The organism is Parabacteroides sp. AF48-14, assembly GCF_003477465.1.
GTDB classification, from domain to species: domain Bacteria; phylum Bacteroidota; class Bacteroidia; order Bacteroidales; family Tannerellaceae; genus Parabacteroides; species Parabacteroides acidifaciens.
In genome coordinates this window covers 1-25,392 of sequence record NZ_QUDI01000022.1, presented here as the reverse complement: position 1 = coordinate 25,392, position 25,392 = coordinate 1, and the positions used below count along the sequence as shown (strand labels likewise).

21 protein-coding genes, 3 tRNA genes and 2 pseudogenes are annotated in these 25,392 nt (G+C 44.8%); 6 read left to right on the top strand and 20 right to left on the bottom strand.

The annotated features are described in order from the left end of the window. Positions 1-90: 90 nt before the first annotated feature. The gene (locus DW083_RS22280; RefSeq protein ID WP_122344383.1) at positions 91-888 is read left to right on the top strand and encodes a sulfide/dihydroorotate dehydrogenase-like FAD/NAD-binding protein; all 798 of its coding nucleotides are present in this window, start codon (positions 91-93) and stop codon (positions 886-888) included. An 18-nt stretch (positions 889-906) separates the two neighbouring features. Further along, the gene (gltA, locus tag DW083_RS22275; RefSeq protein ID WP_199659173.1) at positions 907-2,376 is read left to right on the top strand and encodes an NADPH-dependent glutamate synthase; all 1,470 of its coding nucleotides are present in this window, start codon (positions 907-909) and stop codon (positions 2,374-2,376) included. Between the two features lie 32 nt (positions 2,377-2,408). Here the strand turns inward: gltA and DW083_RS11685 are convergent, their stop codons facing one another. From DW083_RS11685 to prmC, 11 genes and pseudogenes are all read right to left on the bottom strand, one after another. Then, a complete protein-coding gene (locus DW083_RS11685; RefSeq protein WP_122332483.1) occupies positions 2,409-3,329 on the bottom strand; it encodes a DMT family transporter in 921 nt (306 codons plus the stop codon). An 86-nt stretch (positions 3,330-3,415) separates the two neighbouring features. Continuing rightward, positions 3,416-3,488: transfer RNA gene (locus DW083_RS11680), tRNA-Gly, on the bottom strand. Between the two features lie 42 nt (positions 3,489-3,530). After that, positions 3,531-3,615 (bottom strand) — tRNA-Leu (locus tag DW083_RS11675). 21 nt (positions 3,616-3,636) lie between these two features. Further along, positions 3,637-3,709: transfer RNA gene (locus DW083_RS11670), tRNA-Gly, on the bottom strand. Positions 3,710-3,784: 75 nt separating this feature from the next. Continuing rightward, positions 3,785-4,249: a (2Fe-2S)-binding protein gene (locus tag DW083_RS11665; RefSeq protein ID WP_122332482.1), complete on the bottom strand. Its 465-nt coding sequence runs from the start codon at positions 4,247-4,249 to the stop codon at positions 3,785-3,787. Between the two features lie 3 nt (positions 4,250-4,252). Next, positions 4,253-5,593, bottom strand: coding sequence for an argininosuccinate lyase (gene argH / locus DW083_RS11660; RefSeq protein ID WP_122332481.1), 1,341 nt, complete (start codon positions 5,591-5,593; stop codon positions 4,253-4,255). Positions 5,594-5,604: 11 nt separating this feature from the next. Further along, on the bottom strand, positions 5,605-6,015 hold the full coding sequence (locus DW083_RS11655) for an SRPBCC family protein (protein ID WP_115500936.1): 411 nt from the start codon (positions 6,013-6,015) through the stop codon (positions 5,605-5,607). 10 nt (positions 6,016-6,025) lie between these two features. Further along, on the bottom strand, positions 6,026-6,664 hold the full coding sequence (gene pyrE, locus DW083_RS11650) for an orotate phosphoribosyltransferase (protein WP_115500935.1): 639 nt from the start codon (positions 6,662-6,664) through the stop codon (positions 6,026-6,028). 130 nt (positions 6,665-6,794) lie between these two features. Beyond that, the gene (locus DW083_RS11645; RefSeq protein ID WP_233552168.1) at positions 6,795-7,484 is read right to left on the bottom strand and encodes a ComF family protein; all 690 of its coding nucleotides are present in this window, start codon (positions 7,482-7,484) and stop codon (positions 6,795-6,797) included. Then, positions 7,462-7,955 (bottom strand): annotated as a pseudogene (locus DW083_RS11640) (regulatory protein RecX). The gene DW083_RS11645 and the pseudogene DW083_RS11640 overlap by 23 nt, the downstream one beginning before the upstream one ends. After that, the gene (gene prmC / locus DW083_RS11635) at positions 7,952-8,800 is read right to left on the bottom strand and encodes a peptide chain release factor N(5)-glutamine methyltransferase (protein ID WP_122332479.1); all 849 of its coding nucleotides are present in this window, start codon (positions 8,798-8,800) and stop codon (positions 7,952-7,954) included. Before prmC ends, DW083_RS11640 begins: the two are co-directional and overlap by 4 nt. Positions 8,801-10,605: 1,805 nt before the next feature. Here prmC and DW083_RS11625 point away from each other — a divergent pair. Further along, the gene (locus DW083_RS11625; RefSeq protein ID WP_122332477.1) at positions 10,606-11,712 is read left to right on the top strand and encodes a hypothetical protein; all 1,107 of its coding nucleotides are present in this window, start codon (positions 10,606-10,608) and stop codon (positions 11,710-11,712) included. Further along, entirely contained in the window at positions 11,709-12,839 is a 1,131-nt protein-coding gene (locus DW083_RS11620) for a hypothetical protein (protein ID WP_122332476.1), read from the top strand. Before DW083_RS11625 ends, DW083_RS11620 begins: the two co-directional genes overlap by 4 nt. 110 nt (positions 12,840-12,949) lie before the next feature. On the opposite strand, the gene DW083_RS11615 is transcribed toward DW083_RS11620, so the two are convergent. The 5 genes from DW083_RS11615 to mutY are packed head-to-tail and all read right to left on the bottom strand — an operon-like array spanning position 12,950 to position 17,137. Continuing rightward, complete coding sequence (locus DW083_RS11615) at positions 12,950-13,573, bottom strand: 4'-phosphopantetheinyl transferase superfamily protein (protein ID WP_122332475.1); 624 nt, start codon at positions 13,571-13,573, stop codon at positions 12,950-12,952. Then, complete coding sequence (locus DW083_RS11610; RefSeq protein ID WP_122332474.1) at positions 13,574-14,149, bottom strand: gliding motility protein GldD; 576 nt, start codon at positions 14,147-14,149, stop codon at positions 13,574-13,576. Next, positions 14,149-15,489 (bottom strand): gliding motility-associated protein GldE, encoded by a 1,341-nt coding sequence (gene gldE, locus DW083_RS11605; RefSeq protein ID WP_122332473.1) that lies wholly within the window; start codon positions 15,487-15,489, stop codon positions 14,149-14,151. Before gldE ends, DW083_RS11610 begins: the two co-directional genes overlap by 1 nt. A gap of 25 nt (positions 15,490-15,514) precedes the next feature. After that, entirely contained in the window at positions 15,515-16,009 is a 495-nt protein-coding gene (gene ssb / locus DW083_RS11600; RefSeq protein ID WP_122332472.1) for a single-stranded DNA-binding protein, read from the bottom strand. Positions 16,010-16,051: 42 nt separating this feature from the next. Then, the gene (gene mutY, locus DW083_RS11595; RefSeq protein WP_233552167.1) at positions 16,052-17,137 is read right to left on the bottom strand and encodes an A/G-specific adenine glycosylase; all 1,086 of its coding nucleotides are present in this window, start codon (positions 17,135-17,137) and stop codon (positions 16,052-16,054) included. A gap of 192 nt (positions 17,138-17,329) precedes the next feature. Between mutY and DW083_RS11590 the strand changes: the two genes are divergently transcribed. Then, positions 17,330-17,602: an HU family DNA-binding protein gene (locus DW083_RS11590; RefSeq protein ID WP_005636204.1), complete on the top strand. Its 273-nt coding sequence runs from the start codon at positions 17,330-17,332 to the stop codon at positions 17,600-17,602. Between the two features lie 227 nt (positions 17,603-17,829). Beyond that, positions 17,830-19,410, top strand: coding sequence for an Rne/Rng family ribonuclease (locus DW083_RS11585; protein WP_122332470.1), 1,581 nt, complete (start codon positions 17,830-17,832; stop codon positions 19,408-19,410). Positions 19,411-19,564: 154 nt separating this feature from the next. On the opposite strand, the pseudogene DW083_RS22805 reads toward DW083_RS11585, so the two are convergent. From DW083_RS22805 to DW083_RS11565, 4 genes and pseudogenes are all read right to left on the bottom strand, one after another. After that, positions 19,565-19,657: pseudogene (locus tag DW083_RS22805) on the bottom strand (transcriptional regulator); the annotation flags it as partial. 450 nt (positions 19,658-20,107) lie between these two features. Then, positions 20,108-20,797, bottom strand: coding sequence for a hypothetical protein (locus tag DW083_RS11575; RefSeq protein WP_122332469.1), 690 nt, complete (start codon positions 20,795-20,797; stop codon positions 20,108-20,110). After that, complete coding sequence (locus DW083_RS11570; RefSeq protein WP_122332468.1) at positions 20,797-22,224, bottom strand: RagB/SusD family nutrient uptake outer membrane protein; 1,428 nt, start codon at positions 22,222-22,224, stop codon at positions 20,797-20,799. Before DW083_RS11570 ends, DW083_RS11575 begins: the two co-directional genes overlap by 1 nt. A 24-nt stretch (positions 22,225-22,248) precedes the next feature. Then, positions 22,249-25,233, bottom strand: coding sequence for a TonB-dependent receptor (locus DW083_RS11565; RefSeq protein ID WP_122332467.1), 2,985 nt, complete (start codon positions 25,231-25,233; stop codon positions 22,249-22,251). Between the last annotated feature and the right edge of the window lie 159 nt (positions 25,234-25,392).

Sequence of the window (25,392 nt, the reverse complement as noted above, 5' to 3'; positions counted from 1 at the left end):
TTTTGTTTGGCAAAATACTATGATTTTCGGTTTTTAAATGTATTTTTGCAACCAAATCAACAAAACAATCTATCAATAGTAGCGATTATAATGAATAAAATTGTAAGTAAAGAGCATTTCTCTGCCAACGTGGTGAAACTGGAGGTAGAGGCTCCTCTGATCGCCCGCTCCCGTAAGGCAGGCCACTTTGTTATCGTGAAGGTAGGGGAAAAGGGAGAACGCATTCCCCTCACTATCGCCGGAGCTGATACGACAAAAGGAACGATCACACTCGTGATTCAGGCTGTAGGCGGTTCGTCAAAGAAGATCTGTGAACTGAATGTCGGTGATTATATTACCGATCTGGTAGGTCCGTTGGGACAGGCTACCCATATCGAGAAAGTCGGGACAGTCGTTTGTGCCGGTGGCGGTGTGGGAGTGGCACCTTTGTTGCCCATTGTCGAGGCTTTCCATAAGGCCGGAAACCGCGTGATCGTGGTGTTGGCTGCCCGTACGAAAGACCTGGTTATCCTGGAAGAACAGATGCGTGCTAATTCGGATGAAGTGATTGTGATGACAGACGATGGTTCTTACGGCACGAAAGGATTGGTAACGAATGGGGTCGAGAGTGTCATCAACCGGGAAAAAGTGGATCTGTGTGTGACGATCGGCCCGGCTATTATGATGAAGTTTGTCTCTGCCCTGACGAAGAAATATGAAATACCGACGGTCGCTTCCCTGAATACGATCATGGTAGACGGAACCGGAATGTGCGGCGCCTGCCGTATCACGGTCGGTGGAAAGACCAAGTTCGTGTGTGTGGACGGTCCCGAGTTCGACGCCCACCAGGTGGACTTCGACGAGATGCTGATGCGCCTCGGTGCTTATAAAGATATTGAAAAGAAATAACAAAACCACGGTAAACAAATGACAACAGAAGAACTGATCGCCGCCCGTCGTGCCGAACCCTGGAGGGAAGCACTGCGGAAAAGCAAAAAGAATAAAGAACGCACGGATATTCCCCGTGTGGAGATGAATGAACTGGATGCGGAATACCGCAGCCATACCCGCCTGGAAGAGGTGAACCTCGGTTTGACGGCTGAACAGGCCGTGCAGGAAGCACAGCGTTGCCTGGACTGTCCGAATCCGACTTGTATGCAAGGCTGTCCGGTAAGTATCAATATCCCGACTTTTGTCAAGAACATCGAACGGGGCGAGTTCTTAGATGCGGCCAAAGTGCTGAAAGAAACCAGTGCCCTGCCTGCCGTTTGCGGCCGCGTATGCCCGCAGGAAAAGCAGTGCGAAAGCAAATGTATTCACTTGAAGATGGGAAAACCGGCTGTCGCTATCGGGTATCTGGAACGCTTTGCGGCCGATTACGAGCGTGAAAGCGGTAATATCTCCGTGCCTGAGGTGGCGGAAAAGAATGGTATTAAGATTGCGGTTGTCGGCTCCGGCCCCGCCGGTCTTTCCTTTGCCGGCGATATGGCGAAACGCGGGTATGATGTGACGGTTTTCGAAGCGTTGCATGAGATCGGGGGCGTACTGAAATATGGTATTCCCGAATTCCGCTTGCCGAACAAGATTGTGGATGTCGAGATAGACGGCTTGCGTAAGATGGGTGTGCAGTTCCTGACCAACTGTATTGTCGGCAAGACGATCAGTTACGAAGACTTGCATGCCGATGGTTTCAAAGGCATTTTTGCCGCCAGCGGAGCCGGACTGCCGAACTTTATGGATATTCCGGGCGAGAACCTGGTCGGCGTCATGTCGTCCAACGAATATCTGACACGTGTCAACCTGATGGATGCAGCCAACCCTGAAAGCGATACGCCTGTATTGCAGGGTAAGAAGGTGGCGGTTATCGGTGGCGGCAACACGGCGATGGACTCTGTCCGTACGGCCCGCCGTCTGGGTGCCGAGCGTGCCATGATCGTGTACCGTCGTAGTGAAGAAGAAATGCCTGCCCGCCTGGAAGAGGTAAAACATGCCAAAGAGGAGGGTGTAGAGTTTATGACTTTGCATAACCCGGTTGAATATATCGGCGACGAACGCGGCCGTGTCAAACAGATGCGCCTGCAGAAGATGGAACTGGGCGAACCGGATGCTTCCGGACGCCGTCGTCCTGTGCCTGTAGAGGGAGCGATCGAAACGATCGATGTGGACGAAGTGATTGTCAGTGTCGGCGTTTCCCCGAACCCACTTATCCCGCGTGCCTTCCAAGGGCTGGAAGTAAGTCGCAAGGGTACGATCGTGGTAAACGAAGAAAGCATGCGTTCGACGCTGCCCGATGTATATGCCGGCGGTGATATTGTCCGTGGCGGCGCAACCGTAATCCTGGCAATGGGAGACGGTCGCAAGGCGGCTGCGGCGATGGATGCGGCTTTGAGAGGATAAATGATATTCAATATGGAGAAGGGACATGGACTTTACGTCTGTGTCCCTTTATTTTTTATCCGTTTAACCAAGCTTTCTCCCTTGAAATAGATGATTAATGAACTGACAATGATCAGCATACCGGTGACAGTGCTGAACGTCGGATATTCATCGGCCAGCATGATCCAACTCAGGACAGCTCCCAGTATGGGATTGATAAGGCGGCACATATTGAGGTCCGACACTTTGCTTTTCGTATCTTGCAACGCCATGAACCAGAAACTGAAGGCAAAGACGGAAATAAAGACCAATACGCCGAGACTGATGTAGAATCCTGCCGGTTTGCCGATAAAAGGATGGAAGCCTTCAACAGACACTCCGACAATGTAAATAAGCAATCCGCCGAAGAACATCTGAACCGCATTCAGAAATATCGGATTTACCTTCCCCTTATCTTCAGAAACAGATATGGCCGAATAGCCTTGCAAAATGATATTGAGCAGCAGGAGAACGACGCCGGCAATGCCTTTCGTGTCCAGCGGCTTGCCGTCGCTTCCCATCCCGATAATCAGGAACAGGCCGATTAAACTGACCAGCAGGCTACAGGTCTTATAGATATTCAGTTTGTCATTGCGGGCGATGAGGTGGGCAAGCAGGACATTGATGAGCGGTGTCATCCCCATGATTATGGAAGAGATGGCTCCGCTGACGAAGTCCACGCCTATATAAAAGGCTGTATATCCTAAAAACATATTGATCAGAATCAGGTTGAGGAATAGCCTGCTGTTTTGTTTGATCTCCCGCCACATCCCTTTATGCCAAGTGTAGGCAAATAGTATGATGCCGACAAGCGTAAACCGTATTCCGGCAAAATTCATCGGAGTAAAATCATAACTGAGTCCTTGCTTGATGAATGGCGTTACAATAGCCCACAGAACGGAAGCGATGATTGCATAAAGGAGTCCCTTCTTCATAATGAGTATCGTTTATTTCGATGTTAGTTTTTTGTTATAGTAAAAAGCCCCGCTATTCCTGAGAATAACGAGGCCTTTTGGAAGCGAGCGGAAGACGGGACTCGAACCCGCGACCCTAACCTTGGCAAGGTTATGCTCTACCAACTGAGCTACTTCCGCAAAATGTAATCTGTTGAGACGCACGGCCGTGCGTCTGTACCGTACTCGAAGCGGGACTTGAACCCGCACAGCCGCAATGGCCAAAGGATTTTAAGTCCTTCGTGTCTACCGATTCCACCATTCGAGCATCCCTTTCTCTTAAGAGATGAGCGGAAGACGGGACTCGAACCCGCGACCCTAACCTTGGCAAGGTTATGCTCTACCAACTGAGCTACTTCCGCGTTGTTGCATTGTTTTCGTTTGCGAGTGCAAAGGTAGATGATTTTTTTGTTTCTGCAAATATTTGGACAGGAAAATTAGTAATTTCTTATATAAAGTTTATTACCCATAGGGGTTACAGGATATTGTTGTAAGTAACTTTTACTGGGACCTTCTATTGGATTTCCAATACCGTTTAAGATTTCGTATTTACTTCCACATTTTGGACAGATTGCATATATTTTGTTTTCATCTACTTCAACCTTTATATTGGCTAGGGCTTCGTAGGGGCAAGCTGCATCAAAAGCATAATAAGCATCAGCTGCTCCACCGTTGTTGTTGAGTCCATGATATACTAAGACTCCACCAAAACCTGTCTTTTCTCCAGCTTGATCAATATTCGATTGTGTATATATCTTATATGCCTGCATATCTTTTAATGCACGATCTTGAAAAGTTAAATCCAGTTCAAGATAAACAGGGCAATAAGGAATAGTTGTCTCTATTGTTTTAGTACACGATAGAGCCAATAATACAAGTAAGCAGGATAAAAATCGTTTCATCGTTTATTCGGATAACAGCTGTTGTTCAGCTTCGTTTACTCTATTAAACGCGAAACCGTCCACAATATTTTGCATCAGGGCGGAAATCTGATCATTGCACAGATTACCGATACTTCCTTCATGCGTATGGCTGACTTCCTTAACAGGGGTAAACTTTCCGGCTTCGATGTTCAGGCCGACCTGCTTGTAGGCATCACGGAAAGGCACGCCTTCGAGTACGAGGCGGTTGACCTCTTCCACGCTGAAAAGAAGTGCGTATTTGTCGTCGTCCAGGATATGCTCGTTCACTTTCACCTCCCGCATCATATGCGTAACCATACGGAGGCAGTCCTTCAGTTCGTCGAAGGCGGGAAGGAATACTTCTTTTATGATCTGCAGGTCACGGAAGTAACCCGACGGAAGATTGTTGCTGATCAGCGTGATCTGTTGGGGTAGTCCCTGCAACTTATTGCATTTGGCACGTGTCAACTCGAATACGTCCGGATTCTTTTTATGCGGCATGATGCTGGAACCTGTCGTGAACTGGTCCGGCAACTTGATAAAACCAAAGTTCTGGCTGTTGAACATGCAGGCATCAAAAGCTAATTTGGACAGTGTAGCGGCAATGCCCGCCATAGCGAAAGCTACGGTGCGTTCCATCTTGCCACGTCCCATTTGTGCATACACGACGTTATAGTCAAGCGAGTCGAAGCCAAGCAAGTCTGTTGTCATCTGGCGCTTCAGCGGGAAAGAAGATCCGTATCCGGCGGCAGAGCCGAGCGGGTTACGGTTGCAAACTTTATAGGCTGCCTGCATCAGTTGCAGGTCGTCGGCAAGGCTTTCGGCATAAGCGCCGAACCAAAGTCCGAACGATGACGGCATGGCGATCTGTAAATGCGTATATCCGGGAAGCAGTACCTCTTTATACCGGTTACTCTGCGAGATCAACACCTCGAACAGGCCGGATACGAGTTCCACTATTTCCTGTATCTGCGCACGGGTGAAGAGTTTCAGGTCCAGCAACACCTGGTCGTTACGCGACCGGCCGCTGTGTATCTTTTTCCCCGTATCACCCAAGCGGCGTGTCAGCATCAGTTCCACTTGCGAGTGGACATCTTCCACACCCTCTTCAATGACAAACCGGCCGCTGTCGGCAACGGCATAAATATTCTTCAGTTCGGCAAGCAGGACGGTCAGTTCCTCCCGGGTAAGTAGTCCGATGCTTTCCAACATGGTGATATGAGCCATCGAGCCAAGCACATCGTACTTAGCCAGATAGAGATCCATCTCCCGGTCTTTACCTACCGTAAAGGTATCCACTTCCTGGTCTACCTGAACATTTTTTTCCCAAAGTTTCTGAGCCATTAAAAATACAATTAATAAGGCAGGGATGCCAACAGTGTCGATATCTTATCGACTGCATCCTGCAACGGTTTTGATACCATTGGCTTGATAAACGGATTCAGATCGGCGCGGACAGTCATTTTCATCCGGGTGTCATTCTCTTCCATCTGTTTCAGCTGTATCCAGAGGAACAGGGGGACGGGAGAATTCGTCGTCGTGAACTTGATCGTCTTGTTCGGTTCGCGTTCTACGATCTGGAAGGTTATCTTACCTACGGGTGCGACGTTGAAACTGCAAGAGTCTTTGTCGAACTCGAAATCTTTAATCTTATCTTGAGGTATGCGGTCCTGCACCTTTTCCAGGTTGGAGAGGTCGGACAGCATATTAAAAATACGATCCTCATTAAAGGGGATCGCTTTTACTTCACTAACAAATTCAGTCATTCTGTTTCAATTATACTCCCGGATTCCAGTTAGCCGGGTCTTTGCGCCATTCCTGAAGGATCGCGATTTCGGACTCGTCGATGTAATCCGTACGCAAAGCCTCTTCTAAGACTGCGTCGTAGTTACTCAGCGTTGTCAAAGTTACTTTTGCATCTCTGAAAGCTTCTACAGCAACAGGGAAACCATACGTGAAGATCGCAACCATACCGGCTACATCGCAACCGAAATTACGAACGGCCTGTACTGCTTTCAAACTGCTGCCGCCTGTAGAAACCAAATCTTCAACAATCACAACCTTTGAACCCGGTTTCAGTTCGCCTTCGATCAGGTTTTCCAACCCATGATCTTTAGGAGTGGAGCGGATATATACGAACGGCAGGCCCAACAGGTCGGCTACCAATGCTCCCTGAGCGATAGCTCCGGTTGCAACACCGGCGATAGCATCGGCATTTTCGTATTTTTCGCTGATTGTCCGAGCCAGTTCCAACTTGATGAAACTTCTGATTTCCGGATAGGAAAGCGTTTTTCTGTTGTCATTGTAGATTGGTGATTTCCAACCGGATGCCCATGTGAAAGGATTGGCCGGCTGCAGTTTAACCGCCTTAATCTTTAATAATCTCTCTGCTACTAATCTTTCCAGTGTTTTCATACAACCTAATAAATATAATATGTTTATATCAGTCCGCAAAGGTAGATAAAGGGAATGAGATAACCTTGTAGTTCTTGAAAAAAATAAGCCATACATATTGTATAACAGGTTTCCGGCAAATTCGTGTTTCTCAGGCGATGGTTATCCCCAAAAAACTGATCCGGATACCGGGAACTGCCTGTATTGAAGCGGCACAGGCGAGGAATGTCGAGCCGGTTGTGATCACGTCGTCCACCAATAGGGCATGCCTGTTTTTCAATGCTTCGGAGTCGTTCAGCCGGAAGATATTTTCTACGTTTTTTTGCCGTTCGTAGACTTGCTTGCGTGTCTGGCTTTCCGTCTTTTTGATGCGGGAAACAGAGGTGGTGTCGACCGGTATTCCGGTGACGGATTGAATGCCCCGTGCAATCCATTCCGACTGATTATATCCCCTTTGTTTCAGCCTTTCCGGATGAAGAGGAACGGGGAGCAGGACGTCGACCGTGTCAAACAGCCCGGATTTCTGATAAGCGATTGCAGCCATGCGGCCCAATTGATATCCTAACTCCTTATTTCCGTGATATTTCAGGGAGTGGATCAGCTTTTGCCCGTATCCTCCATGCTCGAAACGGAGCAGGGCGGTGGCGGCGACAAAAGGGACTTTCCCTTCGAACAACTGGCAGGCTGCGTTCGTCTTTAGGTCCGTGAAATGCGTATAAGGCAAATTGTTCGAGCAATGCAGGCAGATATGTTCTTCCCCTTTTATCAAAGGTGTCTGGCAGAGCAGGCACAGTCGCGGGAAGAAAAGGTTCAGGAGATCATTCAAAAGTGTCTTCATCATAGTCATTCCCGTTGAAAAGCTGCTTCAGGCAACGGCTTGTGTCCCGTCCCTCGAATCCGCGTCCGGCGGCGAAACGGAGTAGTTTGATGTAAGTCTCCCGTTCGTCTTTGCCCCGGGTTGTTTTCTTCTTGCTTTTCAAGAGGGAGAACAGGATATCCTGATATTCCTGTTCGTCTATGCCGGCTAATGCTTCCGTGCGGATATCCGCCGGAATACCTTCCTTTGGAGTTCATAGCTGATTTTGATACGTCCCCATTTGTTGAAGCGCAGTTTGTCATTTACGAAATAACGGGCAAAGCGGCTTTCGTCGATGAAACGTTCTTTCAGCAGGCGGGCGATGATGCGGTCGCTTTCTTCCCCGGTCAACCCCGCCGCTTTGATTTTCTTTTCCACATCCTGGATGCAACGTTCGGCGGCAGAACAATAGGCGGCTGCCCGGTGAAGCATTTCAGGTTCGCTGAGTTGCTTCATTTCCGTGCTTTTACGATCCGGTCTTTGCCGGACAAATCCTGGATCAGTTCGATATCTTTATAACCTTCTTCCTCAAGCATTTCGACGACCATCGAGCCGTAGGCGGCATTGATTTCGAAATAGAGCCGTCCGTTCCTTCTCAGTTTTTTCTTTCCGAAATGGGCAATGTGCCAATAGTACAGCAGCGGGTCGTTGTCCGGCACGAAGAGGGCGATATGCGGTTCGTAGTCGAGCACGTTCCTTTCCATATCTATCTTTTCTTCTTCCTTAATATAAGGAGGATTGCTGACGATGACATCCAGTATGAACGGGATGTCCATTTCCGCTTTTTCGGGGTTCAGGATATCTGTCTGGATAAAAGTAATCGTAGCGTTGTTGCGTTTGGCGTTCCTGCGAGCCGTGTCCAATGCTTCGGCCGAGATATCTGTTGCGATAATGCTGGCTTGCTTCAGGTGTTTGCGCAGCGTGACGGCGATACAGCCGCTGCCTGTACCGATATCCAATATTTTTATCTTTTTCCCTTCGTTGTCGATGATGACCTGTTCGACCAGCTCTTCCGTTTCCGGCCGTGGTATCAGGACAGACGGGTTCACTTCGAATTGCAGGCTGTAGAAATCGGCTGTGCCTAATATATATTGTATAGGCTCCATCTCTTTCAGCCGTTCGACGATCTCGTGAATCCGGTTCTTTTCGGCTTCGGGCAGTATCTTATCTTTACAGAATAGAAAATGATGCGGCTGGATATTACTCACCCGCTCCATGATCAGACGGACCAGGCTACTGATCTCGGAAGGCGGATACAAGTCCTTCAAAGATTCTTTTATATATGCGAGGGTTTCAGTCATATAATTCTATTTTTCTGCAAAAATACGGATTTAATCTGGACTAACAAAGATATGTTACTTTTGGCTTGACCCAAAAGTAAACCAAGAAGTCAAGGCCGAACCTGCTTCGCTACTCCGTTCCCTTCGTTCGCTGTCGCGTCGTAAGGGTCGTTCGCGAACGACCCCTACAGCAGACGCTCCGGACGTTCACTGCGGTCTCTGCGCTTTACGCTCACCGGCTTAGGCCGGAAATAGAGCCTGACGGCTCTGTTGAGGATTATGATACCGTCTGTTCCTTTGCGATCCCGCATCGAGTGCGGGAATGGAAATTACAATAACCCTCTTTTCGTCCGTTTTTCTATTTCGTCCAAAATCTTGATCGATTTTGAATTGACTCTTTTCACGGTTTAAGCTCTGCTTTCTGACAATCGGAAAAACGAGGTGCGCAGCCCGTTCCGGAAAGTGTGCAATTTGATTACCGAAAACCGGAAACACCGGCAAAGTGATAAAGCTTAACTCCCGGAGAATCGAATATTTGCGAACGAAGACGGACGGCGTTCCAAATATCTAAAGGAAATTTTGGGGGCTTGTTGCCGTGAGGTGCGCAGAAAATTGCCGTGAAGTAACGCTTCATCGCTCTGAAGGTTGACTTCGTACTATATGAAGTCCGACTTCAGGGCAATAAAGTTCCGGATCAGAGCGATAAAGTCCCTCTTCATGGCGATAAGGTGCCTGATCATAGGAAAAAGCCCCTTTTTGACGGCTGAAAAGTGGGTTGACATTTGTTTGAATTAGGGGACCTTTCGAGCTCAAAAAATGCGTTTTTTACAATAACCCCTCTGCCGCAGGCTCTCTTTTGCCGTTTCGTTTTAACGAACGGTTTTAGAGCTTAGAGGCAAAGCCTCTTCCTCTGTGGGCTTTAGCCCCATTAATAGAGATTGCCTGTAGATATTTGAAAGGGGTTTAAACCCGCAGAGGAATCCGGCAAAGCCGGGTGCTTATCAATCCGTTGATTGAAATCAACGGCAAAAGAGAGCCTGCGGCAGGGGGGCTTATTGTATAAAACGCATTTTTCAAGTCTAAAAGATGTCTAAAATAAAACAAATGTTAATCCACTTTTTTTGCCTCAAAAAGGGACTTTTTCGCCTTTTTTGACCGTTCCCAGCAATTACGACCGTCCTCTTTGCTATTATGACCGTGCTAATGTGTAGTGCACTCGGCACCTCGCGAAGATTAGGACGGTCGTAATGGCGATTTGAACGGTCGTAATTGGAAAGAGGACCGTCTTTAGGGCAAAAAAGCACCTGAATTTCCTTGGGATATTTGGGACGCCGTCCGTTTTGTTTTCAAATATTCGATTCTCCGGGAGTTAAGCTTTATCACATTGTCGGCGTTTCTGGTTTTCGGTAACCAAATTGCACGCTTTTCGAAAAGGACTGCGCACCTCGTTTTTCTTATTGTCAGAAAGGGGAGTTTAAAAGGTGAAAAGAGTCAATCCAAAATCGATCAAGATTTCAGACGAAATAGAAAAATGGCAAAAAAGGGGGTTATTGTAATATTCATCAGATTTGCAGGAGGTTCAAAACTTGCCAGGTTTAAACTGATCCGCATAACCTGCCTCATCCTTATGTTTATCCCCAATGATTAGCGTGTGAGCCGAGAAAAGTCTAAAAAAGCGGACAGCGGACGGGACCTTTTTTACCGGATAACGGCATTATTCAACCGGATAATGCCGTTTTTTACATTTTATACGCGAGGCCGAACAAACGGAAAAAATGCATCCGACTATTTTTCTAAATTTGTTATCCATATTAAATCCTAAAAACATGAAAACAAACCTCTACTTATTCCTCGCCCTGCTGCTCCTCCTCTTCGCCGGATGTGGCAAAGACGAACCGGCCGTAGACCCGGAACCGGATGGCCCGGACACACCTACTACCGAAAACACTTCGACTTATGTCCCTATCGACTGGGAGAAAACCCAGATCACAAAGATGGATATGAAGACAGGAGATGTGACGCTGACGTTCACAGACAAAGCCCCCGAATTCGAAAACGGCCTCTCGCTTATCGTCCTCGAGACTGACACATCAACCTACATCCGCCGGGTTATGAATACAGACGTTAGCAACAAAACTGCAACATTGCAAACCGTTGAAGCCAACATGACAGAGTTGTTTGCAGATACTGAATTTACGCTGTCACTCGCCCCCTCCGCCGAACGTGCACCGACTAAGTCCGGAACAGCTTCTATTGATGCGAACGGTATACTCCATCCTGTTAGGATTATAGAGATAAATGAAAACAATTCATACCGGACTCTCTACGATATCCATCAAGAAATACCTCAAACCAGAGCGGAGGGCGAAACAGGACTTAACATCTCATTCCCGGAAATCGACAATAGCGGAAAAGTCATATCTGCAAGTGAAGACGGAAACCTTGCACTCTATTGGGACACCTACAAGCAAAACTTTTCATTGAATGCGACCGCACATTTCAAATTCGGCAAAGCTGTGAATGAAAAGAAAATCACCGAAGACCTAAAAATAAAGGTAAGCGAATTGGAAGAATTTCGCTTTACAATAGGTGCAAAAGCTCAATGGGATATGATATTGGGAGCTTCGGCCAAAGGCAAATTCAAATATGAAGAAAATGATATCACAATAGCCAAAGGGATGTTCAAACCACGTGTTTTCACCTTCTTTACCCCTACAGGAATACCTGTCATTATAACATTAGGCAGCGATCTGTTAGGAGATTTCTCAGCCGATGGAGATGCCAAGATTGAAATCAAAGGAGGCGTTAACTTTAGTGGCAGTTTGACAACCGGCATTGAATACAAAGAAAAAAAATGGCAACCTATCGGTGAGCGACATTTGAATACCAAATACATCCGCTTGAAATCACGGCCTTCGCCAATCTCAACATGAAAATATCGGCATATCCCAAAATAAAGATCAAATTATATAACTTTCTCGGCCCGGCTTTTTCTCCCCAGCCGTTCCTGAAAGATTCGGTAAAAATGGGTATGTTCAACGAAATGGGTTCCATTAGCAAGGATTATTATGGCTGGACGGAAAAAACATATGCAGGCGTTGACCTGCAAACAAGTATCATGCTTGATTTCATCGGAATAAATGAGGAATTACCGTTTCCTCCCATCACCTTTGAAGGCCTGTTCTACAATGCTCCAGACAAAATCGAACTTAAATCGCCGGAAAACGGGCTGGACGTTCAACTGGACAAACCTATCGAAGTCACATTCAATGTAACACGTAAACTATTAGCAGCAGACCTCCCTATTCAAGGAGTCTCCGTCAAGTTCGAATCACCAAAAGGTAAGGTAAGCCAGAATTTCCTCCTCACGGACTTACAAGGGAACGCTAAAGTTCAATGGACACCGACCGTCCCCAATGATTCTCTGACAGCCAAAATATTCGATGCAAGCGGAGAAGTAATCAGCCAGGCAACGTTTAAACCCAAAGAGGAAGAGGAGGAATTTTCGATTGTGGGGAGATGGTGGAATAAAGGTGGATATATGGCACCAGAACCCTATCCGCAAAAAATGGTTGATGGCGAAAATTATGTAGAATTTTTTTCTGATGGGACTTTTAAAGAGATTAATAATCCATTAAAGAATTTATATGGCTCTACATGGAATAAAGACGGACAAGTGATAGGATATGGGATCGGTGTCTTTTATACTGTCGCAAGAGGGACTTATACATATTCAAACTTAGAATTAAAAACAAATACAACTTATTACTATCACGCTACAAATCAGGATATATATGATCTCTCCGGGAAGTTCATAAGAAATGATAATTTTACAATTACAGATATTCCTGCGATAGATCGATTTGGAGGAAAAATAGAAGTATTCGATCATAACAATATATGGATTCATTATAATGGGAATTCGATTCGTCGTTTTGAACGAATCGAAGAAATTCCTGATTTCAAATCAAAATCTATTTTACCCTCATATAAAAACTCCCAATACCATATAAAGAATCCCAATACAGAAATTGTCACAAAATATGAATTACATCCATAAAGGGAAAACAGATAGATCATCTTAAAATTAAGAAGTAAATAATATGGATTAAAACATTGAACAGTTTTTTCCATATTATATGTCCCTATCCGATTCATATTTGTCAATAATTAAATGAAACTCCAAGTCAATACAAAGTCGGGAGCAACAAGATAGTTTAAAATATAAGCAGCACCCGCTTCAGTCCGCGTCTCCTGCACCCGGAAACTTCCTTCCTCTGCATACGGAAACGCCCGCACATGCAAATGCTTTAGGAAATCGACCTCCTCCCGGCCGATCATCTTGAACAGCGTCTCTTTGGCGCACCAATGGAGTAAGAGGTGTTCCGCCTCGTGCTCGCGGTCAAGGCTTGCTTCTTCTTCCGGATTCATAAAACGGCTGCGGATCTTCAATACGCGGTCGGAACGGTATTCGATGTCGATACCGGCAGCGGGATGTTCCTGTAACAGGATGGCGGCATATCCTTTCGTATGGGAAATGCTGATGTATAGAGAAGAATCCGGCAGATAGGGCGCACCGTTCGGGTGATAGGCGATACGGGCCGGACGGCCGAGAAGCGTCTGAAGAAGCACGCGGCTGGCAAGCCATTCCCGGCGGCGGTGTTCCGTATGGATATCCTCCAGTTGCGACAGGTACTCTTCCCCATTCTCCAAAAGGGAAAAGAGCGTGTCCGAAGACTCTTCAATCTTCCAGACTCCCCGGAGCGGGGCGGTATGTTTCAGGAGAAGCGGCATCTATTTCTTCCAGCTAAATGATTGGATCAACTCTACGATGTCCTGTTTCAGATATTGGGTGACAGGCGCCAGGGAATCTGCATTCGGGATGCAATCGTAATACAGGGCACCCCGGAAAAAACGGGAAACACTGTCGGTCAGCATGAACTGCAAGGGTGAAGCGGATTCGCCGTCCAGCAGGAATAGCGAACCGTAGACATCCGCCTCCGGATTGCTGTAGGCCTGCTCTTTGATCTGGTCCGGACGCTTCGCCTGCCGCACGACGAGGGCACGGCATTCGTCTTCCGCCCCTTTCAAAGTAGCCGGTGTTACGGGCAGATAGCTACAATATAGCTTCACATTCAACTGCGGATAGGAAAGATTGATCCAACCTGCCGGATTGCCGACCGGTGGAAGCTCCACCACAGCCCGCTTGGAAAGCCTGAAAGTATAAGGCAAATCCTCGACAGGGAGTTCTTGATAGGAAGGCGCCGGTAAGTCGATGCGGAAGTAACCGCGCGGCTTCGGCGTATATTCCGTGCAAGAGGCACACGCGGCCAACAGCAAAACCCATAATATGCCGGCAGAAAGACGCATTACTCCTCTTGCTTTTCCTTTTCCTGATCGGAAATACGGTTGAACTTGACTTTCAGGATACGGCGGTTATCGATCTCTAAGATCTGGAAACGACAGTCGTTATAGTCGATGATCTCACGGCGGCGCGGGAAGTCTCCTTTTATCTCCAACAGAAGGCCGGCCAATGTTTCCACCTCTTCGGTCAACTTGCCGAACTCGGCGGGATCGGCTTCGATCACACGGAAGAAGTCGGTCAGCAATATCTTGGCTTCAAAGATGAGACTGCCGTCGGCCAGGCGGATAAACAGCTTTTCGTCTTCGTCATATTCATCGGATATCTCGCCGACAATCTCTTCCAGGATATCTTCCATCGTCACGATACCGGACGTACCGCCGAACTCGTCCACCACGATTGCCATATGTATCTTATTGGTGCGGAACTCTTCTAACAGGTCGTCTATCTTCTTCGTCTCGGGCACGAAATAGGCCGGACGGATCAGGCTTTGCCAGCGGAACGTGTCGGGCTTCTCGACATACGGCAGAAGGTCCTTTATATACAGGATGCCTTTAATATTGTCTTCCGAATCGGCATAGACCGGAATACGGGAATAGCCGGATTGGATAACGAAGTCGATCACGGCGCGGAAACTCGTCTTGATGTCGATATCTTCCATATCTAAACGGGGCGTCATGATCTCGTCGGCCGTCTTATTGTAGAACTTGATGATTTCCGAAAGCATCTCTTTCTCTTCCGGCATTTCGGTGGAAGTCAGTTCCAGCACTTTGGAGAGTTCATCGACGGAAAGGTCATATTTCTTCTTTACCAACGCCTTATTAATGACGCTGGTCGATGTCACCAGCACCTTCGACAGCGGGCGGCAGATGCGCTCCAACACATTCAGCACAGGAGCCGAACTGCGGACAAACCGCAACGAGTTCTTCTGTGCATAAATCTTAGGCATGATCTCGCCGAACAACAGCAACAAGAATGTCAGGACAATCGTTTCCAGAATAAAGCCCAGCATCGGGGCTGCGGAGAAATTGATAATGGCGTTGATGCCGTAGGTACACAGCATAACGACAGCCACATTCACAAAGTTATTGGCTATCAGAATAGCAGCGAGCAGGTACTCGGAACGGTCCAGCAACCGCTGGATCAAAGGATCGGAAGGCGCATTCTCCTCCCGGATGTCATTGATGTCACCCGGGGTTAACGAGAAAAAGGCCACTTCGGAAGCCGACACGAAGCCGGAAACAAACAGCAGGAGGATTGCAAGGCTTAACGCTATTACAGGACCTGCTGTGAGCGCCTGTATAGTAACCTGATCGAATAAGCCCGATAAATAATAGTCTGAGTCCAAGGGGAACCGTATTAGTTAAACAATATCAGAACGGAAGATCGTCCGCACTGTTAGATTCTAAAGGTGTATCCGGTTGTCCGGATGCGGGTTGCTGATAACCGGTTGCGGGCTGAGCCGTCTGAGGCTGGCCGCCGGGTTGGGATGTCATCGTCGTGCCGGTATTATTAGCGCCGTCACGGTTACCGGAACCCATACTGTAAAACTCGACGCGGTCTGCATGGATTTCCGTTACGTAACGTTTCACGCCTGCCTGGTCGTCATAGTTGCGTGTGCGGATCTTTCCTTCCACATAAAGCCCGGAACCTTTCTTCACCCATTTTTCAACAAAGGGGACCAGGTCACGGCGGACAACGACATTGTGCCATTCCGTACGTTCCGGCACGACCGTACCATTAGCCAAGGTATAGCCTCTCTCTGAAGTGGCAAGCGGAAAGTTGGCGACAGCAGCGCCACTATCGAAGTAACGTACTTCCGGATCACGTCCGACGTTACCGATTAATATAACTTTATTCAATGACATAGCTTTATTCTTTTATTAGTTTACAAAGAAACATAAATTCAGTCATTCTGACAAGTTTCGCTCTAATTTCTCTAAATAAATATGTATCAGGCGGGGCACTGCATATTTATCAAGCTCCTCCACCGGTACAGAAAGGAAGCTTTGCAGCGCCTCGCTCTCTCGCTCTATCTCTATCCGGTAGAAAGTGGCATATAGGATCTGATGGGACAGGACATGCTTTACTCCGGACAATCCTACCGAGACGTCCAGTTTTCCCGCTCCTGCGAAGAGCCGGCGGAACGCATCCGTCTCCTGTAATCCTGCAAAATCCATTGCCCGGTCCGTCTCGATAAGCGGAAACTCGTAGAGCCCCTCCCATATATCTTTTCCTTTCCGGCGGGACAGCCAGGTCTTCCCTTTATAATTAATGTATAGGTAATGGAAATAACGGTCCCTCGTTTTTGTCTTATTCTGCTTCACGGGATAAGACTGCATCGTCCCCGCCCCATAAGCCATACACCGTTCTCTCAAAGGGCAAACCCCGCAATCGGGATTTTGGGGGACGCATTGCAAAGCGCCCAATTCCATAATGGCTTGGTTATGCCAACCGGCATATTCAGGGTCCATCACCACACCGGCCAGTTCCGTAAACGCTTTCTTTCCTTTTGGCGTATCAATCGGAGTATCCACGGCAAAAAGACGCGAAAGGACCCGGAAGACATTCCCGTCGACCACCGGATAAGGCTGGTTCCAGACAAAAGAGACGATAGCGGCAGCCGTATATTCCCCTATTCCTTTCAGGGAAATCACATCTTTATAGTGTTGCGGGAAAACGCCGCCGAACCGTTCCATGATATCTTTGGCTGCGGCATGGAGATTACGGGCGCGGCTGTAATAGCCCAAACCTTGCCAATATTTCAGCACTTCATCCTCTTCCGCCGATGCGAGTGAGGCTACATCGGGGAACCGCCCGGTAAAGCGAAGGAAATAATCCATCCCTTGCGCCACCCGTGTTTGCTGAAGGATAATCTCGGATATCCAGATAATATAGGGGTCAGAAGATTCCCGCCAAGGCAGCTCCCTTTTATGCTTTTGGTACCAATTCCGCAATAAACAGCTGATTTCTAATTTGTTTTCTATCTGCGACATACATTTCTTTTTGGTCTTCTCCAGACCTGCAACTAATTGATTACTGCAAACATACATAGTTCTAACGGATTGTAAGGAAACATTTTTCTTAAAAATTGGCTGGCAATTCTTTTTCCACTTAAATAAAAAGCTATATATTTGCATTCCAAAAAATTAATAGGTCCAAATCAATTATTTAATTAATTTATAGACATGACTAAAGCAGATATTGTAAGCGAAATTTCAAAAAGCACGGGTATCGACAAGCAGACAGTGCTGAACAGCGTAGAATCCTTCATGGATATCGTAAAGAGTTCATTGTCTCAGGGTGAAAATGTATACCTGAGAGGCTTCGGAAGTTTCGTGATTAAAAAGAGAGCCCAGAAAACAGCTCGTAATATTTCAAAAAATACTACGATCATCATCCCGGAACATAACATTCCGTCATTCAAGCCGGCTAAGACTTTCCTGAACGAAGTAAAGTAATTTAGTTATTATAGTTTAATTTAAAATTTTAAAACAATGCCTAGCGGAAAGAAAAGAAAAAGACATAAGATGTCTACGCACAAGCGCAAAAAGAGACTAAAGAAGAATAGACACAAAAAGAAATAAGTCTATTTGAGCAACTCTGAAGAACAAACTTAATAAGAGACCTTTTTAAGTTTGTTCTTTGCGTATTTAATAAGGTCTCGTATTTAACACCTCTTTTTATAGTGATTAGTGAATTAGTAGTTGATGTACAACCCAAAGAGGTATCTATAGCCGTACTGGAGGATAAGAACCTTGTGGAGCTCCAAAAGGAAGCCCGCAATGTCTCTTTCGCCGTCGGCGATATATATCTGGGCAAGGTAAAAAAACTGATGCCGGGTTTGAACGCTGCTTTCATTGATGTAGGTTATAAAAAGGATGCATTTCTTCACTATCTGGACTTAGGTCCAAATTTCAACACCCAGCAGAAATTCCTCAAGCAGGCACTGGGAGAACAGAAGGGAGAAAAAAAGCTCCCCGCCATCTCCAAACTGCAGTTGCTTCCCGAAATTGAAAAAGACGGAAGTATCAGCAACGTGCTCAAAGTCGGACAGGAAGTGCTGGTACAGATCGCCAAAGAGCCGATTTCCACAAAAGGTCCCAGACTGACTTCCGAACTTTCGTTTGCAGGAAGATACATCGTGCTGATACCGTTTGCCGACAAAGTATCGGTCTCCACAAAAATCAAATCGAGCGAAGAGCGTGCCCGTCTACGCCAACTCATTCAAAGTATCAAACCGAAGAATTTCAGCGTAATCGTACGTACCTCTTCGGAAGGAAAGCGCGTTGCCGAACTCGATCATGAATTGAAGACATTGCTGAAACGTTGGGAAGAAAATATCCCTAAAATCACCAAAGTAAAAGCTCCTGCGCTCATTTACGAAGAGACGGCACGAGCAGTGGCTTTGTTACGTGATATTTTCAATCCCTCTTTTCAGAACATTTATGTGAACGATGCGGACATCTATCACAACATCCGTGATTATGTCAGCCTGATTGCACCCGGACGGGAAGAGATCGTACAACGGTACACCGGTGAACTCCCTATCTTTGATAATTTTGCAATCACAAAACAAATCAAGTCTCTGTTCGGACGCACCGTCACATACAAAAGTGGAGCCTATCTTATCATCGAACACACGGAAGCCATGCACGTTATCGACGTGAACAGCGGAAACCGTTCGAAAGGCAGTGATGCCCAGGAAAAAACAGCGATTGACGTGAATGCAGCAGCTGCAGACGAAATTGCCCGTCAATTACGCCTGCGCGATATGGGTGGTATTATTGTAGTCGACTTTATCGATATGGCTGAAGCTGCCAACCGGCAGAAACTGTTCGAACACATGACCAAGGCGATGGCTAACGACCGGGCAAAGCATAACATTTTGCCGTTGAGTAAATTCGGTCTGATGCAGATAACCCGCCAACGTGTTCGTCCGGCAATGGATGTCGATACATCCGAAGCTTGTCCGACCTGTTTCGGCACGGGCACCATCAAACCCTCTATCCTGTTTACCGACAGCCTGGAAGGAAAGATCGACTGTTTAGTGAACAAACACAATGTGAAGAAATTCGCCCTGCACGTACATCCTTATGTTGCAGCATTTATTAAAAGCGGAAAATTTCCGCTCAGTTGGAAATGGAAACTGAAATACTCGATGGGTATTAAAGTAATCCCCAATCAAAGTCTGGGCTTTTTGGAGTACAAATTTATCGACTCCGACAAGAATGAACTGGACATGATGGAAGAGAAAGAAATCAAGTAAATAAAAATCCCCGAAGTTTTCAGAACTTCGGGGATTTTTTGTTTAGAACTCCTACGGCTATATCACTACGAGTCACCAATATAACCAGATGTTATTTTGAAGCAATCCGATCAAGACGTTCTCTTAATAAATCATCATACATATATTAGCTTGTCTGTATCCCCACACCGGACTTCAACGAAAGTTCTTCTTGTGTTAGCTTATATTGTTTTCGCAACATTTTGACTGTGGCAGACAAATTATTCATAAATACTTCTTTTTATACCATTCCGGGTACAAATTTAATATATTCATTTGATATTATATCAGATAGGGTATATGGCAAGAAGATTTAAGCTCTTTAAATTCGTTCTTTTTCATAGTTACTGTTTTTTGGTTGTTACTTAATTTACAAATGTAAACAGACCGGATTCTATGCCCATGGAAATCGGATTGCATGGGCATGAAATTCCGAATGGATGGGCATAAAATCAACATCAGCGTATCTTTGATCGGCTGATATAAAACAAGGCTCAGAGAAGTATTTAAAAGTTTCTTTCTAACAGCCAGGGTCTGTATCACTACAAACCCTGGCTTCTTTTTGTGTGTCTAATATGTGTAAATACGTGTAAATGTGTTGGGAAAATTCGCTATTGATGGAAAAACTCCAACAGCTTTATCAAGCTGGCTTCCTCTTTCCATTTGATCTTATTTTGTTTTAGAATGCTTTTAATTTAGTTTTACCGTTATCGCCAAGGGATTTTTCAACTTCTTTCCGGGTAGCTTCAACTATCTTATCTCCAAAGATAAAATAGTATGTCTTTATCAAAGAAAGGTCCTTTCCATCATTCCTCTCTAACTTCATTTGGGCATGACTCAAATTTGATATCCCTCCCAATTGAATAGAAGTCAGTTGATTAACAGCAGATACATCAGTACCCATTCCATAAGCACCGGATGCCCCTTTTGACAATGCAGCCAAATCAGCTTTTACCGACTCCACTAAAGAAATACCTCCATCTGTTTTTTTTACAAGGCGAACCAATTCACCGTTCATATAAATAAATTGATCATTTCCTATTTGAATCCTCTCTATATCGCGAGGATTAGACTGTAAAACCTTATCTCCATCCAGATAATGTAACGTACAATTCTGTAAATGAATATTCAATTTCATCTGTTTGGTCTTCTGGTCTGCAGCGAAATAGACTGTTCCATCAAGAAAATTCTCATACAGATACGGCCATTTAGTTGTAGGACTATATTGTGTAGCAGAAAGCACAAATCCTCCACATGTTCCCCATAAAGTAACACAGAGTAACAAAAATATTCTAACATACGATTTCATAGGCCTACTTTTTAAAGAAAGGCTTGTCTCTGATAAAACAAGCCTTTCTTGATTATCCATCAATAACCATCATTCTGAACCATGTTTTTATTAGCATCCATCTCACGCTTCGGAATCGGTAAAGCCCATCTGTAATCAGGGAATTCGATATCTTTCGCTGTAGCTGCTCCTTGATAGTCTACACGATGCACTGCTGTACCCGTACGCGCCATATCATAAATAATATGTCCTTCAAATGCCAGTTCTTTACGACGTTCCAGCAAAATATTCTCCAATGTAGCCGCAACCGGAGAAGCCCCTCGGTTAGAAGTGATTGTCAACAAATCATTTTCTGCAGTCGCACCAGCGATTTGAGCACCATGAACCAAAGCTTCTGCCCGGTTTAAATACATTTCCGAAAGACGCAATACAACGATATCTGCGAATGAAGGACGCATCGTTGGATCTTTTGCAGAGTATTTAGTTGTCCAAAAATGATCAGGAGCATTTTTATGAGATTGAAATAATGTACCGCGAACATCACCTTCTTCATATAGATCACGCAAATCGGCTGTAGAGACAACGTCAGCATATCCGTCAGGACGAGTCATCCAAGAGATATCTTCCCAATATTCATTATACTCATTCTTTTCACTGCCAAAAACTTCAAAAATAACCTCGCTGCCATCATATGCATCCTTTCCCCAAACACTTGGCAATTCACTTGCAGTATACATATTAAAAAGACCACTATCTATCACCTTTGTTGCATAGTCAGCACACTTTTGCCATTCTCCCATGTATAAATAGACCCTCGACAGCAAGGCTTGGATAGCAGGAACACTTGCTACAGAATATGGATCATTCACGTCATAACGAGTATAATCTTCAGCCATCAGGCTTTCCGCTTTCAATAAATCTTCTACTACTTGATCAAAACATTCTGCTACCGTATTACGGGCCGGAAGGGCATCTTTATCAACAACATATACAAGAGGAACACCTAAACTCTGAGGAGCAAATGTATATGGTTGAGCATAAATGCGTAGCAGATCAAAATATGACAAAGCACGCAAAAATAATGCTTCAGCCTTCAGGTCATTCAAATCTTGAGTAGAAACATCAGTCGTTTCTTTACCATCCACATTATTAATTACATTATTCACTGATGCAATTGTATAATATGCATAATTCCACAAACCGGATGTACTGGATGCATTATATATCCAACTATATTCATTAATATAACGCCCGGAAGTAAAATCCGTGTTAGTTGGATTCTTTGCGTTACCTGCACGCAATTCACAACTCAATACAAAATTTGCGCCATACCAAGTACCATCATTCAAAGCAGAATAAGCGCCGAGAGTAGCCTTACTCAATTTCTCATAAGTGTCCAAAACGACTTCCGTATCCAAATTTGTCACCGGTTCTTTCGTTAGAAAGCCATCACAGGAAGAAAATCCCAAAACCAGTGTCAAGAAACTATATCCTATTATTTTTTTCATATTCTCTTCTATTTTAAGTATTAATTAAAATGTCAAATCCAAACCGAAGACAACGGACTTAGTCATCGGATATACACCATATCCCATACCTTTCACACCGCGTTCAGGATCATAAAAATCTACATCATGGAATGTGTACACGTTCATGCCGCTCGCGTAAATCTTCAAATTGTTAACACCTAAAGGATTCAATAATCTCTTAGGCAACGTATAAGACAAAGTAATATCTTTAATTCTTACATAACTGCCATTCTCTACAAATCGGCTGGAGACACTGGTATTAGAACTGGTGGCATTTCCGGCTACCGGTTTAGGATTACAATTGGTATCACCTGGATTTTTCCAGTAATTTAATTCGGAAGAAGCCTGATTCATGGACATCTGCTGACCATCTGAATGTAAATAGTTATTTTCACCAATCAACACCTTATTCCCAAACTTCCCTTCAAACTGAATACTGAAGGAGATTCCATTCCATGTTACATCGGTATTTAAACCTCCTGTTACTGTCGGCTCCGGACTTCCAGCCTTAATATAGCGAGCTTGATTCACATTTGTTGAAAGAGAACCATCTTTAGTCACCCACTGCGCTTCACCTGTTTCAGGATTTACTCCATGATAGTCACGAACATAAAAAGTAAAGAGTTTTTCTCCTTTGATATATTTCAAAGCACCATAATCTGCATCTGCAATCATCTCATCTCCTGCCAAATCCAATATTTTACTCTTATTATGGGATATATTGAAACCTGCGTTCCATTGAACTGCCTTTGTATCAATAATACTTGCATTAAATTGGAATTCAACACCTGTATTGCGGATTGAACCTACATTCTGCATTTGAGATGTAAAACCAGAAGTGCTTGATAGCGGACGGTCCAGCAACATATCTGTTGTTTTACGAGAATAGAAATCAATGCTACCTGAAAAACGTTGTAGCAAGTTATAATCGATACCGATATTCCATGAACCATTCTTTTCCCATGACAAATAATCATTTTTAGGAGAATTTAAACGATAGCCAGCTACTCCATTATAAATGACCGGAGCATACTTGGCATACTGTACATAATTATCAATATTATTATTACCGTTCACACCATAGCTGGCACGTAGTTTCAATAAATCGACCCAATGTACTCCATCCATAAATGCCTCATTATGCAAATTCCAAGAAGCGCCAATCGAGTAGAAAGCTCCCCAAATATTTTCTTTACCAAAACGAGAACTACCATCTCCACGAACAGATGCCTGTAAATAGTAACGTCCGGCATAGTTATAATCTAAAATGCCAAAGAAAGACATCAAAGTGCTGGCTTCCTCACCATGAGAAGCCTGCGGAGAAGCCGATGTTTGTGGGAAAGGAATACCTCCGTCAACATTTGGAGCTGAAATATAATCGTCATACTGTGACCTGTATAAAGCTTCCTGCCCAACTAAAATACGGTAATTATGATCTTCCAGGAATTTATTTTCATAAGTAACAGTATTTGATGTCGTTAACAAACGATACTGCATATTAGAAGTCTGCGAAGTCGCCGTGCCATAACTTGTTTCAGGTGACCAATAACGAATACCCTGAGTAAAGTTCATTTCTGCAGCATTAGTGGTTTTAATAACCAAGCCTTTTATAGGAGTCCACTGCAAATACATACTACCATTGAAACGGTATTGCTTTTCCCACTGTTGATCATATTCAGCAGTAGCACGTGGATTTGTATTTCCACATTCAGGAATTCCATAAATATTATGTGTACCATCTTCATTATAAGCAGGTGTCCACGGCTGGATAATAAGACCAGCCCACATCGGGTTTGCATAATACAGATCCTGCATTGCCACATCTTCCGAATACATATAACCCGTATTAATACGAACTCCGGTCTTTAAATATTTATTCAATTCATGATCCACATTGACACGAGCCTGAATCTTTTCAAATTTAATACCATAAAATACACCTTCATTTTTATGATAAGAGGCCGAGCTGAAATAGGAAGTTTTCGAGTTGCCACCTGTGGCAGAAATCTCATATTCTTGCATATGGCCTGTACGTTTCATATGATCCATCCAATTAGTCATCGGTCGCTCTAATATACTCATTGGATAATAATATGCTCCTTCTCCTGCATTTGGATCATCCGGATTATAACCTGCATTCAAGACTGCTTGGCGGCGAAATGATAACAATTCTTCTGCATTCATCGTACGATAGTCGTTATCATTAGCCAAAGAGGATACACCATATTTTGCACGAGCCGTAAAGCGACTCTTTCCTTCCTTGCCAGTCTTAGTTGTAACCAAAATTACACCATTAGCTGCGCGTGATCCGTAAACTGAAGCTGCAGCTGCATCCTTTAACACCGTAATACTTTCAATATCATTCGGATTAATCATTGCTAAAGCATTACTCGTATTGGTAAAGTAGCTTTGGTCGCCCTGCATTACCGCGACACCATCCACTACATATAAAGGCTCATTACTGGCATTGATTGAACTAATACCACGAATACGAATTTGACTGCTGGCACCCGGCTGACCGGAATTAGAGGTAATCTGAACACCAGCCATCTTACCTGCTAACATCTTATCAAAAGAAGAAGCTGCCAATTCTGAAAGTTCATCACTCGACACAGAAGTTATAGAACCGGTTTTTGCCTCCCGACGAGTTGTACCATAACCAATTACAACAACTTCGTCCAATATCCTATTATCCCCGGCCAATGTTATTGTCATTTGACCAGATTGTATTTTTACCTGCTGACTCACCATTCCGACAAAAGAAATTAACAGAGTCCTTGCAGAACTCGGTAAATTCGTGATTTCAAACTTACCATCCATGTCTGTAACTGTACCAATAGACGTACCTTCTACCAAAATTGTAGCACCAATAATAGGCTCGCCGTCATCCGCAGACTTAACCACACCTGTTACCCGCGAAATCTGAGCCGTCAAAAGACCTATGCTTACCAGTAAGTAGGTCAAGAATAACACTAGCTTTCTTTTCATAAACACATTTTTGTTTAGTTAGACATTCAAACATTGGCGCAATTTAAGCAAAAATATCATAATTGCAATTTTTATTGAAAAAAATACATACAAAACAACAAAAATATGTTTTAGATCATATTATTCATATTCTTATTGATCTTATTACTTAAAGCAAAT

Excerpts from the sequence above, each read along its gene's own strand:
- DW083_RS11685 (WP_122332483.1), bottom strand. The coding sequence starts at position 3,329 with ATGAAGAAGGGACTCCTTTATGCAATCATCGCTTCCGTTCTGTGGGCT.
- prmC (WP_122332479.1), bottom strand. The coding sequence starts at position 8,800 with ATGACTGAAACCCTCGCATATATAAAAGAATCTTTGAAGGACTTGTAT.
- DW083_RS11620 (WP_122332476.1), top strand. The coding sequence starts at position 11,709 with ATGAAAATATCGGCATATCCCAAAATAAAGATCAAATTATATAACTTT.
- DW083_RS11625 (WP_122332477.1), top strand. The coding sequence starts at position 10,606 with ATGAAAACAAACCTCTACTTATTCCTCGCCCTGCTGCTCCTCCTCTTC.
- DW083_RS22280 (WP_122344383.1), top strand. The coding sequence starts at position 91 with ATGAATAAAATTGTAAGTAAAGAGCATTTCTCTGCCAACGTGGTGAAA.
- pyrE (WP_115500935.1), bottom strand. The coding sequence starts at position 6,664 with ATGAAAACACTGGAAAGATTAGTAGCAGAGAGATTATTAAAGATTAAG.
- DW083_RS11610 (WP_122332474.1), bottom strand. The coding sequence starts at position 14,149 with ATGCGTCTTTCTGCCGGCATATTATGGGTTTTGCTGTTGGCCGCGTGT.
- DW083_RS11590 (WP_005636204.1), top strand. The coding sequence starts at position 17,330 with ATGACTAAAGCAGATATTGTAAGCGAAATTTCAAAAAGCACGGGTATC.
- ssb (WP_122332472.1), bottom strand. The coding sequence starts at position 16,009 with ATGTCATTGAATAAAGTTATATTAATCGGTAACGTCGGACGTGATCCG.
- DW083_RS11575 (WP_122332469.1), bottom strand. The coding sequence starts at position 20,797 with ATGGATAATCAAGAAAGGCTTGTTTTATCAGAGACAAGCCTTTCTTTA.
- DW083_RS11565 (WP_122332467.1), bottom strand. The coding sequence starts at position 25,233 with ATGAAAAGAAAGCTAGTGTTATTCTTGACCTACTTACTGGTAAGCATA.
- gltA (WP_199659173.1), top strand. The coding sequence starts at position 907 with ATGACAACAGAAGAACTGATCGCCGCCCGTCGTGCCGAACCCTGGAGG.
- DW083_RS11655 (WP_115500936.1), bottom strand. The coding sequence starts at position 6,015 with ATGACTGAATTTGTTAGTGAAGTAAAAGCGATCCCCTTTAATGAGGAT.
- mutY (WP_233552167.1), bottom strand. The coding sequence starts at position 17,137 with ATGTCGCAGATAGAAAACAAATTAGAAATCAGCTGTTTATTGCGGAAT.
- DW083_RS11645 (WP_233552168.1), bottom strand. The coding sequence starts at position 7,484 with ATGATGAAGACACTTTTGAATGATCTCCTGAACCTTTTCTTCCCGCGA.
- argH (WP_122332481.1), bottom strand. The coding sequence starts at position 5,593 with ATGGCTCAGAAACTTTGGGAAAAAAATGTTCAGGTAGACCAGGAAGTG.
- DW083_RS11665 (WP_122332482.1), bottom strand. The coding sequence starts at position 4,249 with ATGAAACGATTTTTATCCTGCTTACTTGTATTATTGGCTCTATCGTGT.
- DW083_RS11615 (WP_122332475.1), bottom strand. The coding sequence starts at position 13,573 with ATGCCGCTTCTCCTGAAACATACCGCCCCGCTCCGGGGAGTCTGGAAG.
- DW083_RS11570 (WP_122332468.1), bottom strand. The coding sequence starts at position 22,224 with ATGAAAAAAATAATAGGATATAGTTTCTTGACACTGGTTTTGGGATTT.